The sequence below is a fragment of the Allobosea sp. NPDC055594 genome, assembly GCF_053618995.1.
Genome location: NZ_JBSHIO010000002.1, coordinates 206,751 through 223,282 on the forward strand (window position 1 = coordinate 206,751; position 16,532 = coordinate 223,282).

Sequence of the window (16,532 nt, forward strand, 5' to 3'; positions counted from 1 at the left end):
ACGGAACCGCCGTGCTGCATATCTCTACCCGGGGCGATGCGCCCTCGCTCTCCTTCGCCGACGCGCTGCTCGCCGGGCTCGCCCGCGATGGTGGCCTGTACCTGCCGCAAGCCCTGCCGCAGCTCGCGACGACCGAGATTGCCGGCCTCGCCGGCAAACCCTATGCGGCGGTAGCCGAGCAGATCGTCGGTGCGCTCGCCGATGGCGACATCGAGGGCGGCGCGCTGAAGACGATGATCGGCGAGGCCTATGCCAGCTTCCGGCACCCGGCCGTCTGCCCGCTGGTCCAGCTCGGCGACAACCTGTTCTCGCTCGAGCTCTTCCATGGCCCGACCCTCGCCTTCAAGGACGTGGCGATGCAGTTGCTCGGGCGGCTAATGGACCATGTCCTCGCCCAGCGCGGCGAGCGCGCTACCATTGTCGGCGCCACCTCCGGCGACACCGGCGGCGCCGCGATCGACGCCTTCAAGGGGCTGGAACGGGTCGACATCTTCATTCTCTACCCCGAGGGCCGCGTCTCGGACGTGCAGCGCCGGCAGATGACCACTGTCGAGGCCGGAAACGTCCACGCCATCGCGGTCGAGGGCACCTTCGACGACTGCCAGAACCTGGTGAAGGCGCTGTTCAACCATCACCGTTTCCGCGACGAGCTGCGCCTCTCCGGCGTCAACTCGATCAACTGGGCCCGGATAGCCGCGCAGGTGGTCTACTATTTCACGGCGGCGAGCGCGCTCGGCAGCCCGCACCGGCCGGTCTCCTTCGCAGTGCCGACCGGTAATTTCGGCGACATCCTCGCCGGCTGGATCGCCAAGCGCATGGGCCTGCCGATCGGGCGGCTGGCGATCGGCACCAACAGCAACGACATCCTGGCGCGCACGCTCGAAACCGGCGTCTACGAGATGCGTGGCGTCGCCGCCACGACCTCGCCCTCGATGGACATCCAGATCTCCTCGAATTTCGAGCGGCTGCTGTTCGAGGCGCATGACCGGGACAGCGCCGCCGTGCGCCGGCTGATGCAGTCCCTCCAGCAATCCGGGCGCTTCGAGATCGCAGCTGCCCCGCTCGCCCGCATCCGCGCCGATTTCGACGCCATCGCGGTCGACGAGGCGGCCGTCGCGGCCGAGATCGGCGCGACCTGGCGCGATGCCGGCTATCTGCTCGACCCGCACAGCGCGATCGGCGTGCGCGCCGCACGCGCAGCGCTGAAGGCCGACCCGGCGACGCCGGTGGTCGCGCTCGGCACCGCCCACCCGGCCAAGTTCCCCGCCGCCGTCGAGGCGGCCTGCGGCGTGCGGCCAGCACTGCCGGCCCATCTCGCCGACCTGATGGAGCGCAAGGAACGCTCGAGCCTGCTGCCCAACGACCAGGGCAAGCTGGAACGCTTCATCGCCGAGCGGGCACGGGCCGTGCGGAGTGCCGCCGCATGAGCAAACTCAACGCCAGGGCCGGCAAGCCCAAGCCCGCCAAGCGCGAGGAACAAGCGCTCGCGCACGATCTCGCGGTCAGCCTGACGACCCTGCCCTCCGGACTGCGTATCGTCTCCGAACACATGGCGCATGCCGCGACGGTGTCGCTCGGCATCTGGATCGGCGCCGGCTCGCGCGACGAGCTGCCGCATGAGCACGGCCTCGCCCATCTGCTCGAGCACATGGCGTTCAAGGGCACGGCACGACGCTCGGCCCGGCAGATCGCCGAGGAGATCGAGAGCGTCGGCGGCGACCTCAATGCGGCGACATCCGTCGAGTACACCTGCTACACGGCGCGCGTCCTCGGCCAGGACCTGGCGCTGGCCGTCGACATCCTCGCCGATATCCTGACCGCCCCGGCCCTGACCGAGGAAGAGCTGGCGCGCGAGAAGGGCGTCATCCTGCAGGAGATCGGCGCCGTCCAGGATACGCCGGACGATCTCGTCTACGACCGTTTCCTGCAGGCGGCCTTCCCCGACCAGCCGCTCGGCCGACCGATCCTCGGCACAGCGCAGACCGTGAACAGCTTCACCCCAGAAGCGATCCGCGCCTATCTCTCGCGGAATTACCATGCCGGCAACATGGTGCTGGCCGCGGCCGGCGCCGTCGACCATGCGGAGCTGGTCGCCCTTGCCGAAAAGGCCCTGGCCCCGCTACCTCTGCGACCGTCAGTCCCGCCGCCGGCACGCGACCTCGCAATCTATCGTGGCGGCGAAGCCCGCATCGACGGCGACGAGGAGCAGGTTCATGTCGTGCTCGGCTTCCCCGGCAAGCCGTTCGAGGATGGCGCGCACTATCCGCTTCAGATTTTCTCTGCCGTGCTCGGCGGCGGCCTGTCGTCGCGGCTCTTCCAGGAGGTGCGCGAGCGGCGCGGCCTCGCTTATGCGGTCGACTCCTTCCACTGGCCCTTCTCCGATTGCGGCGTTTTCGGCATCAGCGCCGGCACGGCGCCTGAGGATGTCGGCGAGCTCGTCGATGTCGCCTTCGACTGCCTCCGACAGGCCGTGCAGGATGTCAGCGAAGTCGAAATGGCGCGGGCGCGGGCGCAGATGAAGGTCGGCCTGCTGGCCTCGCTCGAGAGCCCCGGCGGCAAGCTCGAGCAGATGGCGCGGCAGGTGCTGGTCTTCGGCCGCGCCATCCCGCGCGAGGAGCTGGCGCGCCGGCTCGATGCGGTCAGCCTCGATGATGTGCGCGCCGCCGGCCGCAGCCTGCTCGAGGGCCACGCCACCGTCGCCGCCATCGGCCCGCTCGACGATCTGGCGCCGGCGGAAGCCCTGCGCGCCGCGCTCGCACGCCCGGCCTGACTGCCATGGCCCTGTTCCGTTTCGCGACCGACCCGCCGACGCGGCCGCTGATCCGGACACAAAATCTCGTATTGCGCCCTCCGCACGCCAATGACTTCGCCGCCTGGGCGGCGTTACGGCGGGAGAGCCGCGATTTCCTGACGCCGTGGGAGCCGGTCTGGAGCGAGGACGACCTCACCCGCAACGCCTTCCGGCTGCGGGTGAAGCGGGCCGCCCGCGAAGTCGCCTCCGACGAGGCCTATTGCCTGTTCGTCCTCGATGCTCGCACGGAAACGCTGCTCGGTGGGCTGACGCTCGGCCTGGTCAGACGCGGCGTCGCGCAGGCCTGCACGCTCGGTTACTGGATGGGCGAGCGGCATGCGGGCAAGGGCCATATGACGGAGGCGGTCCGCGGCGCGCTCGCCTTCGCCTTCTCGGAACTCGCGCTGCACCGGGTCGAGGCGGCCTGCCTGCCGCACAATACACCGTCGCGCCGGCTGCTCGAGCGTGTCGGCTTCCAGCCCGAAGGCGAGGCGCGCGGCTATCTGCGGATCAACGGCGTCTGGGCCGACCACCTGCTCTATGGGATGCTCGCCGCCGACCTCCGCAAGGGGTGAGGAAGAGTGGGAAGGCCGCCTTGCCCTCGCCACGCCCGGCCGATACGACTGACCCGACAAATTTTAAACATTCAGACCCGCCCGAAAGACCGAGCCCACCTTGTCATCGACGCACCGTTTCCTCCGGCTCGGCATCGCCATTTCTGGCCTCCTGGTGCTGACCCTGTTCTCGGCGCTGCGCCCGGCGCTGGCGATCGAGGCGCAGCGCGTGCCGGTCGACGTGCCCGTGCTCGACCTCACCGACGTCGTCGAGCGCAACAAATCCGATGGCGACGTCATCCAGATCTCGACCGCGCCTGGGCCGGACGGCATCGTCCGGCGCATCGCGGTCCGGGCACGCGAATCCGGAGCGCGCCCGGACTGGATCGTCTTCGCGCTGACCAATGATTCCGACGAGCAGATCGACCGGCTGCTGGTCGCCCCCTTCCACCGGCTGATCGGCTCCGGCGTGATCTGGCCCGATCTCGGCGACCGCCGCATCGAGGCGATCACGGCCAGTCAAGGTCTGCGGCCGGAGCGCGAGGATTCACCGGACGCCGACGTCTTTCAGATCACGCTCGACCCCGGCACCACCGTGACCTTCGTCGCCGAGCTGAAATCGCCGAACCTGCCGCAGCTCTATCTCTACGAGCCGGAGGCCTATCGCCAGAAGACCAACGGGCTGACGCTGTACAAGGGCATCATCATCGGCATCGCCGGCCTGCTCGCGCTGTTCCTGACCATCATCTTCGTGGTCAAGGGCGCGGTGATCTTCCCGGCGGCAGCAGCGCTGGCCTGGGCGGTCCTCGCCTATGCCGGGCTCGATTTCGGTTTCTTCCAGCGCATCTTCCCGCTGACGCCGGCAATCGAGCGAATATATCGCGCCGGCGCCGAGGTGGTGCTGGCGGCGACATTGCTGGTCTTCCTGTTCGCCTATCTCAACCTGTCGCGCTGGCATGTGCGCTACAGTCACATCACGCTGGTCTGGATGCTCGGCCTGGCCTGTCTCGTCGGCCTCGCCGTGGTCGATGCGCCAATGGCTTCCGGCGTCGCACGCATCTCGATCGCGGCGGTCGCGGCAGTCGGCTTCGTGCTGATCCTGCACCTTGCCACCCATGGCTATGAGCGGGCGGTGATGCTGATCCCGACCTGGTTCCTGCTCGCGGTCTGGGTCACGGCCGCCGGGTTCACCGTGACCGGCCAGCTGGTGCGCGACCTCGTGCCGCCGGCGCTGATCGGCGGGCTCGTGCTGATCGTATTGCTGATCGGCTTCACCGTGGTGCAGCACGCCTTCGCCGGCGGCGCCTTGGCCCAGGGCCTGGTTTCCGACACTGAGCGACGGGCGCTCGCACTCTCGGGCTCCGGCGATCTCGTCTTCGACTGGGACGTGAGCGCCGACAAGATCTTCGTCTCGCCGCAGACCGAGATCCTGCTCGGCCTGCCCAAGGGGGCGCTCGAGGGCTCGGCCGCGCGCTGGCTCGAATACATGCATGTCGCCGACCGCGACCGCTACCGCGTCACTCTCGACGCCGTGCTCGAGCAGCGTCGCGGCAAGCTCCAGCTCGACTTCCGTCTGCGCGCCGGCAATGGCGCCTATCACTGGTTCAGCCTGAAGGCGCGGCCGGTGATCGGCTCCGATGGCGAGGTCATCCGTGTCATCGGCACGCTCGCCGACGTCACCGAGCAGCGCACAGCGCAGGATCGCATGCTGCACGACGCCGTGCACGACAACCTGACCGGACTGCCCAATCGCGAGCTCTTCCAGGACCGGCTCGCCGCCGTGTTCGGCTTCTGCCGCGCCGATGAGAGTATCCGACCGACCGTCATCGTCATCGACATCGACCGCTTCAAGCAGGTCAACGAATCCGTCGGCTTCTCGGCCGGCGATTCGATCCTGCTGACGCTGGCGCGTCGCCTCGGCCGGCTGCTGCGGGCACAGGACACGCTGGCGCGCATCGGCGGCGACATCTTCGCGATGATCCTCGTCTCCGAGCGCGAGCCCGAGCGCATCCTCGCCCTTGCCGAGCTGGTGCGCCGCGCCGTCTCGACGCCCGTCACCTTCGCCGAGCGCGAGATCGTGCTGACGCCCTCGATCGGGCTCGCGCTGTTCGACGGCACACCGACCGCCCGCAAGGACGACGCGCTGAAGAACGCCGAGCTCGCCATGGCCCATGCCAAGAACCAGGGCGGCAATCTCGTCGAGGTCTTCGTGCCGGCGATGCGCAACGACCGCAACGACCGGCTGGCGCTGGAAAGCGATCTGCGCCGGGCCATCGAGCGCGGCGAGATCCAGGTGATGTACCAGCCGATCGTGCGGCTGGAGGACCGGACCATCGCCGGCTTCGAGGCGCTGATGCGCTGGGACCATCCGCGCGAGGGCCGCCTGCTGCCGCAGGACTTCCTCTCCATCGCCGAGGAAACCGGCCTGATCGTCGATCTCGGCGTCTATGTGATGGACCGCACCGCGCGCGAACTCGCCGCCTGGCAGGCGGCGCTCGAAGTCGAGCCGCCGATCTTCGCCAGCGTCAACGTCTCCAGCCGCCAGCTGCTGCGCCACGATCTGCTGCGCGACGTCAAATCGGTGCTGGCCCGCCGGCGCGTGCTGCCGGGCACGCTGAAGCTCGAGATCACCGAGAGCCTGGTGATGGAGAACCCGGAATATGCGGCGCAGATGCTGTCGCGCATCCGCGATCTCGGCGCCGGCCTCTCGCTCGACGATTTCGGCACCGGCTATTCCTCGCTGTCCTATCTGCAGCGCTTCCCCTTCGACACGATCAAGATCGACCAGAGCTTCGTGCGCCAGATGGGCAATGGCCGCCCGCCGGTGATCCTGCGCTCGATCGTCCAGCTCGCCGCCGATCTGCGCATGGACGTCGTGGCGGAAGGCGCCGAGACCGAGTCGGATGCGATCGAGCTCTACCAACTCGGCTGCCAGTACGCGCAGGGCTACACTTTCGGGCAGCCGATGACGGCGGCGGAAGCGCGGCGGCTGGTAGGCGCCTCAAGCGCCTCGACGGAAGCGGCCTGATCGGTACCGCGCCACCTGCCGTCCGCCTGCACCGTCATTACGGACAAGCTGCGGAGCGGCGCCGCTCCGGAATCCATCGGTAGGCGGCGCGTTCTGCGATGGATTCCGGCGTTCCGCTTCGCTTCAGCCGGAATGACGTGAAATGTGAAGGCGCCCTCTCAGGCGTGGCCAGCCTGGTTCGAGAGGAAGGCCGGATCGATGCCGAGCTTACTCAGCGCCCGCTCGTATTTGGTGTCGAGCCCGTCGTCGAAGAGCAGGTCGAAATCGGCCTCGCAATGCAACCAGCCATTGGACTGGATCTCGGCCTCGAGCTGGCCGGCGCCCCAGCCGGCATAGCCGAGCGCCAGCACCGCGTTTTCCGGGCCGCTGCCGAGCGCCATGGCGCGCAGGATGTCGAGCGTCGCGGTGAGGCAGATGCCGTCATCGATCGGCAAGGTCGCCGATTCCAGGAAGAAGTCGGCGCTGTGCAGCACGAATCCGCGCTTGGTCTCGACCGGGCCGCCGCGCAGCACCTGAACGCGCTCGACCTGGCTCGGCAAGAGGATCGCCTGGTCGGGCGGAATCACGTCGAGCTGGACCAGCAGTTCGGGGAAACGCGTATCGGCAGCCCGCTTGTTGACGATGATGCCCATCGCCCCGTCCTCGGAATGAGCACAGAGATAGACGACGGTGCGGGCGAAGCGCGCATCGTTCATGCCCGGCATCGCGATCAGGCACTGCCCGTCGAGATAGCTGCGACCGCTGACGCGCTGGTTTGAACCGATCTTCATGGCGCCATGCTAAGCCTTTGCGAGCCGGGTGGGAACGGGGTCGCGCAACCAAATCGTCGCGACCCGGTTGTGCCGCATTCGCCTGCGAGGATCGTAACGCAAATGTTTGAGGTCGCGACCGCGTGTTTCTCGCCATTCTCTTCGGGATCGCCTAAATCTGCCGTGGTGAAACGCCTTGCCGCCCTCACCCTGCCCCTTCTGACGCTCGGCACCGCGGCCTGGGCGCAGGAGGCGGCTGTCTCGCCCTGGTCGAAAAGCACCCATTCCTCGATGCGCCTGATCGCCGGCGCGACCGCCGCTTCGGGCAAGCAGCGTGTCGGCGTCGAGATCGTGATGATGCCCGGCTACAAGACCTATTGGCGCAGCCCCGGCGACTCCGGCGTTCCGCCGGTCTTCGACTGGAGCGGCTCGGCGAATGTCGGCGGTCTCGACGTGCGCTGGCCGGCCCCCGAACGTTTCGAGGAAGCGAACGGCTCCGGCATTGGCTATGTCAGCGAGATCGTCGTGCCGGTTTCGGTCCAGCCGATCGACCCGACACGGCCGGTGACCGTGGCGCTGAAGCTCGACTATGCCGTCTGCGACAAGATCTGCGTGCCCGCCAAAGGCGAGGCGCGGCTCTGGCTCGAACCCGGCGTCACCTCGGTGACGTCGCCGAGGCTCGAGGAATTCGAGGCGCGCATTCCGCAGCCGGTCAAGCTCGGACCCGCACGCGACCGCCTCTCGATCCTCGAAGTCACGCGCGGGGAGAAGGAAAGCGAGCCTGCGCTCAAGCTCATCCTCAAGGCACCGGAAGGCGGCGTGATCGAGGACGTCTTCGTCGAGGGGGCCGGACAATGGTCCTTCGGCCGACCGCAGTTCACGCCCCTGCCCGACGGCAGCATCGCTGCGAAACTCAAGATCGTCGACCGCCCGAAGGGCGCCAGCGGCCTCACCCCCTTCATCGTGACGCTGAGCGGCAAGCCGGCCGCCGTCGAGACGCGGCTGGAACTCGACATCGGCGCCGGCAAGCCGTAACCCTGCCAGCGGGGCGGCCATCGGCCGCGAGCATGTTCCGCGAGAGTGGGCGCCACTTTCGTGATGCGGACATGCTCCACCAATAGTGAGCTAGCGCGAATTCTGGTCGTTCGGCCATGCCCGGCCGAACGGAGAGCGCGAGGATGGAGAACGGCACGATGGCGATCAAGGTCGGTGACAAGCTTCCGCAGGCGACGTTTCGGGTGATGACGGCCGAAGGCCCGGCCGCGAAGACGACAGAAGAGCTGTTCAAGGGCCGCAAGGTCGTGCTGTTCGCCGTGCCCGGCGCCTTCACGCCGACCTGCCACAAGAACCATCTGCCCGGCTTCCTCGCCAAGGCCGACGAGATCAAGGCCAAGGGCATCGAGGAAATCTTCGTCACCGGCGTCAACGACGTCTTCGTGATGGACGCCTGGTCGAAGGCCACCGGCGGCACCGGCGTGATCGGCTTCCTCTCCGACGGCAACGCCGATTTCGCCAAGGCGATCGGCCTGTCGATGGACGGCTCGGGCTTCGGCCTCGGCACGCGTTCGCAGCGCTATTCGATGGTCGTCGAGGACGGCGTGGTCACGGCGCTCAATGTCGAGGACGCCCCCGGCAAGGCCGAAGCCTCCGGCGCCGAGACCCTGCTCGCCCAGCTCTGAGGCGAGGCCATCATTGCTCGGGCGACGCGTAGCGTCGATCCGAGAACCTCGTGACGAGAAGGCGCCTGCTGGCGCCTTCTCCAGCCTGGGATGCCCGGATCAAGCCCGAGCATGACGCCTGCGATATTTCAGCAGGGAATCCGATCGGTCCGATCTGCGCTTGTCATGAGACAGACGCGCCCGGCTCGCGCTAGCCTCCCGCCCATTCATGGAGGAGCCCTTGTCCGAGATCACCATCCGCCCGCTCGCAGCAGGCGACCGCACCGCCTGGGAGCCGCTCTGGCAGGGCTACCTGACCTTCTACAAGGCTTCGCTCGCCCCGGAGACATCAGACACCACCTTCGCTCGCCTGACCGGAGGAGCCGAGCCGATGGGCGGCTTCATCGCCGAACGCGACGGCCGGGCGGTCGGCATCGTCAATTATGTGCTGCACCGCACCACCTGGAGCCCGAAGGAAATCTGCTATCTGCAGGACCTGTTCACCAGCGAGGAGGCGCGCGGCGGCGGCGTCGGTCGCAAGCTGATCGAGGCTGTCAGGCAGATGGCCGAGGACAAGGGCTGTTTCCGCGTCTACTGGCAGACGCATGAGAGCAACCTGCAGGCGCAGGAACTCTACGACAAGGTCGCGCAGAAATCGGGCTTCGTCGTCTACCGGCAGCCGCTGGGCTGAGCCGGGCGCTGGGCGTTCCGGCCGATGGCTCCGCGATCGGCCCGGCGCAGTTCTTCCTGAAGGGAAGCACGACGATCAGGCGGGGCGGCGTCTCAGCCGGCCCCTCATCTTCAGACCATCGCGCATGTTCAGCCCGAGCAGCGTGATATTGACCGCACCGGCAACCAGTTCCAGCGCCTGAACGCCATAGAAGACGCTGTCGAACTCGGCATGACCAGCCTTGTCCGCAAGGAACAGCGCCGCCGGAATGAGGACCAGGATGCCGTTCGCCGCGATGATCGGCATGCGCCTGGCCTTGGCTCCGACCAGCCCGGTGCGCCGGCCTTTTGCCAATGCGAAACCCGTTCCACCGGCCGCAGCCAGCATCGGCACGAGGAGCAGGAAACCCCATGGGATCGTGCTCTTGATCGCGACCACGGTTGCTTCGGAAGCGAACAGCTCGGCCAGCGCCGTCGAGAGCCAGAAGCTCGCGATCGTGAGCAGCGCGACCACGCCTGCGACGGGATGAACGGCTTTGATCATGACATCATCACCTGTAAATGACATTATGTTGTCAATTTGACCTTGAGATGCCTATGTCATTTGACATGATGATGTCAAATCGTTTTTAAGATGCCTTATGAGCGAGACATCGAACCCGCCGGCCCGAGACACCTTGACCGGCCTCATCCTGCTCCTGTTCCGGGTGAACAACCTGACGCTGAGCTGGGGCGACAAGCTCGTGGCGCCGTTCGGCCTGACCAGCGCACGCTGGCAGATCCTCGGCGCGATCGTCGCCGCGGAGCGGCCGCAGCCGGTATCGTGGCTCGCCCGCGACCTCGGCGCCAACCGCCAGAACGTCCAGCGCATCGTCAACGACCTGCACGGCGAAGGGCTGGTCGCCTTCGCGCCGAACCCGCATCACCGGCGCGCCCAGCTCGTCCTGCTCACGGAGCAGGGGCAGCAGGCCTACGACGCTGCCGTGGAAAGTTACAATCCGAAGGCGGACAGGCTGGCGCAGGATCTTTCGGAAGCCGACCTAGAAGCCGCGCACCGCGTCATGGCAGCGCTGCGCGACAAGCTCGAACACGAGAATGATGCCCAGGAGCGCGCCTGAGCACGAACCTGCTTGCGAGACCCGTGCGCCCGGCAGCGCGGGGCAAGACCCCATCTCCTGGCGCAAGCACCGGGTTGCCCCGAGAAACGAATCCCGGCTGGTGGCCCGCTGCGCCGGTACCGCCGAGATTGCACCGGTACATTGGCGTCAATGCGTGAACGCCAAAGCGAGGCCGTGGATCGCGCCTATATGAGGGACAAGCACGCCCGACGGCGCCGGCCGGCCGGGCGTTTTCCTTTTCGCGGAACGGCTCCGCGCTCGCGGTCATTCACAGGCGCTGCACCATGAAGAAGATCGGCTTCCTTTCCTTCGGGCACTGGTCCCCCTCGTCGCAATCGCAGACCCGCTCGGCCGGCGACACGCTGCTGCAGTCGATCGAACTCGCCGTCGCGGCCGAGGAACTGGGCGCCGACGGGGCCTATTTCAGGGTGCATCACTTCGCCCGCCAGCTCGCCTCGCCCTTCCCGTTGCTGGCTGCGATCGGCGCCAGGACCAGCCGCATCGAGATCGGCACGGCCGTCATCGACATGCGCTATGAGAACCCGCTCTACATGGTGGAGGACGCGGGCGCCGCCGATCTGATCTCAGGCGGCCGCCTGCAGCTCGGCATCAGCCGCGGCTCGCCCGAACAGGTCATCGATGGCTGGCGCCATTTCGGCTACCAGCCGGCCGAGGGGCAGAGCGATGCCGACATGGCGCGCCGGCATGCCGAGGTCTTCCTCGACGTCTTGCGCGGCGAAGGCTTCGCGCACCCCAATCCGCGCCCGATGTTCCCCAACCCACCCGGCCTGCTGCGGCTCGAGCCGCATTCCGAGGGTCTGCGCGAGCGCATCTGGTGGGGCGCGGCCTCGGATGCCACCGCCGTCTGGGCGGCACAGGCCGGCATGCACCTGCAGAGCTCGACGCTGAAGACCGATGAGAGCGGCGAACCCTTCCACATCCAGCAGGCGAAGCAGATCCGCGGCTACCGGCAGGCCTGGAAGGAGGCCGGCCATCAGCGCGAGCCCCGCGTCTCGGTCAGCCGCAGCATCTTCGCCCTGGTCGACGATCGCGACCGCGCCTATTTCGGCCGCGATGGGCAGGGCAGCGACTCGATCGGCTATATCGACGACAGCACGCGCGCCATTTTCGGCCGCGGCTACGCGGCCGAGCCGGACAGGCTGATCGAGGAGCTGAAGAAGGACGAGGCGATCGCCGAGGCCGACACGCTCCTGCTGACGGTGCCGAACCAGCTCGGCGTCGACTACAACGCCCATGTCATCGAGGCGATCCTGAAGCATGTCGCGCCGGGGCTGGGCTGGCGTTGACGGGGGCGGGGCCAGGGCGTGTCGCCTCTGGCTCGCGACTTCAACGGCACGCAGCGCGTCATGCCGGTGGACCTTGCGCCTACTGGCCGAAGCTCGACCGCCCATAGCGCCCAGCCTGGAACACAGGGGGCGCCATCGGCGCGAGGCGCCTCCAAACCTGCTGAAAACCGAAAGCGCTCTCAAATCATCTGACGACGGACAATGACGAAGCCCGGCTTCACATCGTCCACCGGCATGCTCTAACTGTGGTATGCCGCAAGAGCCCGCCACGCAGACCACGGCCGAGACCGCCGAAGCCGACCTCAAGGCCGCAGGCCTGAAGCCCCATGACGGGCGCTATTCGGCCTTTGCGCCATTGCGCCAGCCGATCTTTCGTGCGGTCTGGATCGCAAGCCTCGCCTCGAACTTCGGCGGCCTCGTCCAGATGGTCGGCGCCGCCTGGCTGATGACTTCGCTCTCCGATTCGCCGGACATGGTCGCGCTCGTCCAGGCTTCGACGACGCTGCCGGTCATGATCTTCTCGCTCGCCGCCGGCGCGATCGCGGACAATTACGATCGCCGCCGCATCTTGCTGACGGCGCAGAGCTTCATGCTCGCGGTTTCGATCATGCTGGCGGTCTTCGCCTGGTTCGGGCTGCTCTCACCCTGGCTGCTGCTCGCCTTCACCTTCCTGCTCGGTTGCGGCAACGCGCTCAACAATCCTGCCTGGCAGTCCTCGGTCGGCGACATGGTGCCGCGACCCGAGGTGCCGGCGGCGGTGACATTGAACAGCGTCGCCTTCAACATCGCGCGCAGCGTCGGCCCGGCGATCGGCGGCGCGATCGTCGCCGCCTTCGGCGCGGTCGCGGCCTTCATCGTCAATGCCTTCAGCTATATCGGGCTGCTCGTCGTGCTGGCCCGCTGGCAGCCGCCGCGCGTCGAGCGCCTGCTGCCGCGCGAGACGCTCTGGCTCGCGATGAGCGCCGGCCTCCGCTATGTCGCGATGTCGCCCAATATCCGCGCCGTCATCCTGCGCGCCTTCCTCTTCGGCTTCGGCGGCGTCGTCGGCCTCGCCCTGATGCCGCTGATCGCACGGGATCTCGTGCGCGGCGGTCCGCTGACATTCGGCATCCTGCTGGGAGCCTTCGGCGCCGGCGCGGTCGGCGGAGCCTTCGTCAGTGCCCGTCTGCGCCGGCGGTTCAGCACCGAGACCCTGGCGCGTCTGACCTTTCTGGCCTATGCGGCCGCGGCCCTGGTCGTGGCCGCGAGCCAGACCATGTGGCTCACCATGCCGGCGCTCGCAGTCGGCGGCGCCTGCTGGGTGCTGGCACTCTCGACCTTCAACTCGACGGTGCAGTTCTCGGCGCCGCGCTGGGTGGCGGGGCGCGCGCTTTCGCTCTACCAGATGGCGGCCTTCGGCGGGATGGCCGCGGGCAGCTGGGCCTGGGGCTGGGTCACCCTCCATTCCGGCCCGGCCGGCGGCCTCACCGCAGCGGCGGTCGCACTCATCCTCGGCGCGGCAGCCGGGCTGCGCTACCAGCTTCCCCCGCTCGAGGCGCTCAATCTCGATCCGCTCAGCCGCTGGCGAGAGCCGACGGTCGCGGTCGATATCGAACCGCGCAGCGGCCCGGTCTTCGTCACCATCGAATGGCGGATCCGGCAGGAGGACGTGGTCGAGTTCCTGAAGGCGATGGAGGAGCGTCGGCGCATCCGCCGCCGCGATGGTGCCCGCCATTGGTCGCTGCTGCGCGACCTGACCGATGCCGAGCTCTGGATCGAGCGCTATGACAGCCCGACCTGGGTCGAATATCTCCGCCAGGCCCAGCGCGCCACCCAGGCCGATGCCGAGATCGGCGACCGGGTCAGGAGCCTGCATATAGGGCCTGAGCCGCCGGTCGTGCACCGCATGGTCGAGCGTCAGACCGGCGTGCTGCCGCGCGAGGTCCTGCGCGCGACCCGGCAGGCGCAGGCGGCGCCCTGAGCGGCGGCATCAACCCTGCTCAACCTCGCGACCACATGCGTGAAAGCCTGCATCCGGCTGGGGCGCATGCGGCGTCGGCAGGTGCGAGGCCTTCTCGGAATCTTGGTGTCGCGTCGCGTGTGACGAGGCTCGGCGTTCCGCCCTCGCCTACCGCCCCGGCTTGAACGGCGCCATCCCTGCCCGGGCGAGCGCGTCGGCGCGCTCGTTCATCTCGTCTCCGGCGTGACCCTTGACCCATTTCCATTCGATCTTGTGCTGCTTGAGGGCAGCGTCGAGGCGCTTCCAGAGCTCCTCGTTCTTGACCGGCTTCTTGTCGGCGGTCTTCCAGCCGTTCCTCTTCCAGCCATGAATCCAGGCGGTGATGCCCTGGCGCAGATACTGGCTGTCGGTGTGGAGCGCGACGGTGCAGGGCCGGGTCAGCGTCTCCAATGCCGAGATCGCGCCCATCAGCTCCATGCGGTTGTTGGTGGTCAGCGGCTCGCCGCCGGAAAGCTCGCGCTCCTTGCCCTTGTAGCTGAGGATCGCGCCCCAGCCGCCGGGCCCCGGATTGCCCGAGCAGGCGCCGTCGGTCCAGACTTCGACAACCTCGCTCATCGCCGCAGCCCGTATTCGCGCGCATCGGTGACGCGCTGGTGGAAGGCGAGCTTGCGATCGTATTCGAGCGGGTCGAGGGGCTTGACGAAAGCGCCTTCGGGCACGTTCAGCCAGTCGACCAGACGGGTCAGAAGGAAGCGCAGAGCCGAGCCGCGGCAGAGCACCGGCAGGGCCTCGACCTCGGCCGTCTCGAGCGGCCGCACGCTCTCATAGCCGGCGAGCAGAGCCTGGCCCTTGGTCAGGTTGAACGAGGCGTCGGCCTCGAAGCACCAGGAATTCAGGCAGATCGCGAGGTCGTAGGCAAAGGCGTCGGTGCAGGCGAAATAGAAGTCGATCAGCCCCGAGAGCTGGTCCTTGATGAAGAAGACATTGTTGGGGAAGAGATCGGCATGGATGATGCCGCTCGGCAGCCCCTGCGGCCAATGCCGTTCATGCGCCTCGATCTCGGCGAAGATGCGTCGCGACAGCCCGGGCAGCACCGTGTCGGCTTCCGCCCCCGCCTGCTCGGCGAGCGGGCGCCAGCCGGGCACGGACAGGACATTGGCGCGCTGCATGCGAAAATCCCGGCCGGCCTCGTGCAGCAAGGCGAGCCCGCGCCCGACCTCGCCGCAATGCGCGACCGTGGGCCGGCGGACCGAGAGCCCGTCGAGGAAGGTGACGATCGCGGCCGGGCGCCCGGCGAGCCGGCCGACGGCGGCGCCGTCGCCGGTCCGTAGCGGCTGCGGACAGATCAGGCCGCGCTGCGCCAGATGCTCCATCAGCCCGATGAAGAAGGGCAGATCGTCGGCACAGACCCGCTCCTCGTAGAGCGTCAGGATGTAGAAGCCCTGCGTGGTATGCAGCAGGAAGTTGGAATTCGAGACGCCTTCGGCGATGCCCTTGGCGGACAACAGGTCGCCAATGCCATAGCGCGCCACGAAGGCGGCCATTTCGTTATCGGGTACTTCGGTATAGACGGCCACGCTTGAGAATTCCTGGGCTCACTCGGCCGGGGACGCAGCCGGCTCACCGCGCAATTCGCGCGGCAGGGGGAAGAAAACGCTCTCATCGGCGGTCGAGACGGTCTCGACAGTGACCTCGTAGCGCTCGGCGAAGGCGTCGATGATCTCCTCGACCAGCACTTCCGGCGCGCTGGCGCCGGCCGTCAGCCCGAGCCGGCGGATATCGCCGAACAGCGACCAGTCGATCTCGTCGGTGCGCAGCACCAGGCGCGAAACCGGGCAGCCGGCCCGCTCGGCGACCTCGCGTAAGCGCTGCGAATTCGAGGAATTGGGCGAGCCGACGACGATCAGCCCATCGACCAGCGGGGCGACGCGCTTGACCGCCTCCTGCCGGTTGGTGGTGGCGTAGCAGATGTCTTCCTTGTGCGGCGCGATCAGCGCGGGAAAACGCGTCTGCAGCGCCTCGACGATGCCGCGGGTATCGTCAACCGAGAGCGTCGTCTGCGTGACATAGGCCAGCGGCCTGCCCTCGGGTGGGGTCAGGGTCGCAACATCCTCGAGCGTCTCGATCAGCGTGATGGCGCCCGGCGGCAATTGCCCCATGGTGCCGATGACCTCGGGATGGCCGGCATGGCCGACGAGCAGGATGTGCCGCCCGCGCTTGTGGTGGACCTCGGCCTCGCGATGTACCTTGGTGACCAGCGGGCAGGTCGCGTCGATGGCGAAGAAATTGCGAGCCTGGGCCTCCGCCGGCACGGATTTCGGCACGCCATGGGCCGAGAAGATCACCGGCCGGCTGGCATCGGGGACTTCGGACAATTCGGCGACGAAAACCGCGCCCTTCCGCTTCAGCGACTCGACCACGTATTTGTTGTGCACGATCTCGTGGCGGACATAGACCGGCGCGCCATGCAGCGTGAGCGCCTTCTCGACGGCGTCGATCGCCCTGACCACGCCGGCGCAGAAGCCGCGCGGGGCGCAGAGCAGGATATCGAGCGGCGGTTTTGGCGCGGCGGTCACGAGGTCTCGAAGGCTCCGGTAAGGGCTGCGCCTTCTTTCGGTCTCACGCGAATGATGTCAAGGAAGCGGCTCGCCGCAGGCCGCAGGAGCCCCCCGCACCAGCCGCCCTCCCCGGCGCGCCAGAGAACGCCTAGATAACCCCG

The 16,532-nt window shown here is 67.9% G+C and carries 15 protein-coding genes; 10 read left to right on the forward strand and 5 right to left on the reverse strand.

Annotated elements, in window-relative coordinates; genetic code table 11:
- Positions 1-11 precede the first annotated feature (11 nt).
- The 4 genes from thrC (at position 12) to ACWGRX_RS05015 (ending at position 6,373) form a co-directional block, all read left to right on the forward strand.
- Entirely contained in the window at positions 12-1,427 is a 1,416-nt protein-coding gene (gene thrC, locus ACWGRX_RS05000) for a threonine synthase (protein WP_452116642.1), read from the forward strand.
- A complete protein-coding gene (locus ACWGRX_RS05005) occupies positions 1,424-2,770 on the forward strand; it encodes a M16 family metallopeptidase (protein ID WP_452116643.1) in 1,347 nt (448 codons plus the stop codon). Before thrC ends, ACWGRX_RS05005 begins: the two co-directional genes overlap by 4 nt.
- Positions 2,771-2,775: 5 nt before the next feature.
- Entirely contained in the window at positions 2,776-3,366 is a 591-nt protein-coding gene (locus tag ACWGRX_RS05010) for a GNAT family N-acetyltransferase (protein ID WP_291638344.1), read from the forward strand.
- A 100-nt stretch (positions 3,367-3,466) separates the two neighbouring features.
- Positions 3,467-6,373, forward strand: coding sequence for an EAL domain-containing protein (locus ACWGRX_RS05015; RefSeq protein ID WP_452116644.1), 2,907 nt, complete (start codon positions 3,467-3,469; stop codon positions 6,371-6,373).
- Between the two features lie 158 nt (positions 6,374-6,531).
- Here ACWGRX_RS05015 and ACWGRX_RS05020 read toward each other — a convergent pair whose 3' ends face one another.
- Positions 6,532-7,143 (reverse strand): YqgE/AlgH family protein, encoded by a 612-nt coding sequence (locus tag ACWGRX_RS05020; RefSeq protein WP_291641248.1) that lies wholly within the window; start codon positions 7,141-7,143, stop codon positions 6,532-6,534.
- A gap of 162 nt (positions 7,144-7,305) precedes the next feature.
- Between ACWGRX_RS05020 and ACWGRX_RS05025 the strand changes: the two genes are divergently transcribed.
- From ACWGRX_RS05025 to ACWGRX_RS05035, 3 genes are all read left to right on the forward strand, one after another.
- Positions 7,306-8,157: a protein-disulfide reductase DsbD domain-containing protein gene (locus ACWGRX_RS05025; RefSeq protein WP_452116645.1), complete on the forward strand. Its 852-nt coding sequence runs from the start codon at positions 7,306-7,308 to the stop codon at positions 8,155-8,157.
- 158 nt (positions 8,158-8,315) lie between these two features.
- Positions 8,316-8,801: a peroxiredoxin gene (locus ACWGRX_RS05030; protein WP_452116646.1), complete on the forward strand. Its 486-nt coding sequence runs from the start codon at positions 8,316-8,318 to the stop codon at positions 8,799-8,801.
- Positions 8,802-9,021: 220 nt separating this feature from the next.
- On the forward strand, positions 9,022-9,471 hold the full coding sequence (locus ACWGRX_RS05035; protein WP_291641244.1) for a GNAT family N-acetyltransferase: 450 nt from the start codon (positions 9,022-9,024) through the stop codon (positions 9,469-9,471).
- A 75-nt stretch (positions 9,472-9,546) separates the two neighbouring features.
- Here the strand turns inward: ACWGRX_RS05035 and ACWGRX_RS05040 are convergent, their stop codons facing one another.
- Complete coding sequence (locus tag ACWGRX_RS05040; protein ID WP_452116647.1) at positions 9,547-9,993, reverse strand: hypothetical protein; 447 nt, start codon at positions 9,991-9,993, stop codon at positions 9,547-9,549.
- Positions 9,994-10,090: 97 nt separating this feature from the next.
- Between ACWGRX_RS05040 and ACWGRX_RS05045 the strand changes: the two genes are divergently transcribed.
- From ACWGRX_RS05045 to ACWGRX_RS05055, 3 genes are all read left to right on the forward strand, one after another.
- Positions 10,091-10,567: a MarR family winged helix-turn-helix transcriptional regulator gene (locus ACWGRX_RS05045; RefSeq protein WP_452116648.1), complete on the forward strand. Its 477-nt coding sequence runs from the start codon at positions 10,091-10,093 to the stop codon at positions 10,565-10,567.
- 284 nt (positions 10,568-10,851) lie between these two features.
- Positions 10,852-11,874 (forward strand): LLM class flavin-dependent oxidoreductase, encoded by a 1,023-nt coding sequence (locus tag ACWGRX_RS05050; protein ID WP_452116649.1) that lies wholly within the window; start codon positions 10,852-10,854, stop codon positions 11,872-11,874.
- 250 nt (positions 11,875-12,124) lie between these two features.
- Positions 12,125-13,834: an MFS transporter gene (locus ACWGRX_RS05055; RefSeq protein ID WP_452116650.1), complete on the forward strand. Its 1,710-nt coding sequence runs from the start codon at positions 12,125-12,127 to the stop codon at positions 13,832-13,834.
- 147 nt (positions 13,835-13,981) lie between these two features.
- On the opposite strand, the gene rnhA is transcribed toward ACWGRX_RS05055, so the two are convergent.
- From rnhA to ispH, 3 genes are read right to left on the reverse strand one after another with little or no spacing between them, the layout of a single operon-like run.
- A complete protein-coding gene (gene rnhA, locus ACWGRX_RS05060; protein ID WP_452116651.1) occupies positions 13,982-14,428 on the reverse strand; it encodes a ribonuclease HI in 447 nt (148 codons plus the stop codon).
- Positions 14,425-15,390 (reverse strand): homoserine kinase, encoded by a 966-nt coding sequence (locus tag ACWGRX_RS05065; protein WP_452116652.1) that lies wholly within the window; start codon positions 15,388-15,390, stop codon positions 14,425-14,427. Before ACWGRX_RS05065 ends, rnhA begins: the two co-directional genes overlap by 4 nt.
- 18 nt (positions 15,391-15,408) lie before the next feature.
- Positions 15,409-16,389: a 4-hydroxy-3-methylbut-2-enyl diphosphate reductase gene (gene ispH, locus ACWGRX_RS05070; RefSeq protein WP_452116653.1), complete on the reverse strand. Its 981-nt coding sequence runs from the start codon at positions 16,387-16,389 to the stop codon at positions 15,409-15,411.
- Positions 16,390-16,532: the final 143 nt, after the last annotated feature.

Bases quoted from the DNA above. Each gene is read 5' to 3' on its own strand.
- rnhA (WP_452116651.1), bottom strand. From the start codon at position 14,428: ATGAGCGAGGTTGTCGAAGTCTGGACCGACGGCGCCTGCTCGGGCAAT.
- ACWGRX_RS05040 (WP_452116647.1), bottom strand. From the start codon at position 9,993: ATGATCAAAGCCGTTCATCCCGTCGCAGGCGTGGTCGCGCTGCTCACG.
- ACWGRX_RS05020 (WP_291641248.1), bottom strand. From the start codon at position 7,143: ATGAAGATCGGTTCAAACCAGCGCGTCAGCGGTCGCAGCTATCTCGAC.
- ACWGRX_RS05030 (WP_452116646.1), top strand. From the start codon at position 8,316: ATGGCGATCAAGGTCGGTGACAAGCTTCCGCAGGCGACGTTTCGGGTG.
- ACWGRX_RS05050 (WP_452116649.1), top strand. From the start codon at position 10,852: ATGAAGAAGATCGGCTTCCTTTCCTTCGGGCACTGGTCCCCCTCGTCG.
- ACWGRX_RS05010 (WP_291638344.1), top strand. From the start codon at position 2,776: ATGGCCCTGTTCCGTTTCGCGACCGACCCGCCGACGCGGCCGCTGATC.
- ACWGRX_RS05005 (WP_452116643.1), top strand. From the start codon at position 1,424: ATGAGCAAACTCAACGCCAGGGCCGGCAAGCCCAAGCCCGCCAAGCGC.
- ACWGRX_RS05045 (WP_452116648.1), top strand. From the start codon at position 10,091: ATGAGCGAGACATCGAACCCGCCGGCCCGAGACACCTTGACCGGCCTC.
- ACWGRX_RS05055 (WP_452116650.1), top strand. From the start codon at position 12,125: ATGCCGCAAGAGCCCGCCACGCAGACCACGGCCGAGACCGCCGAAGCC.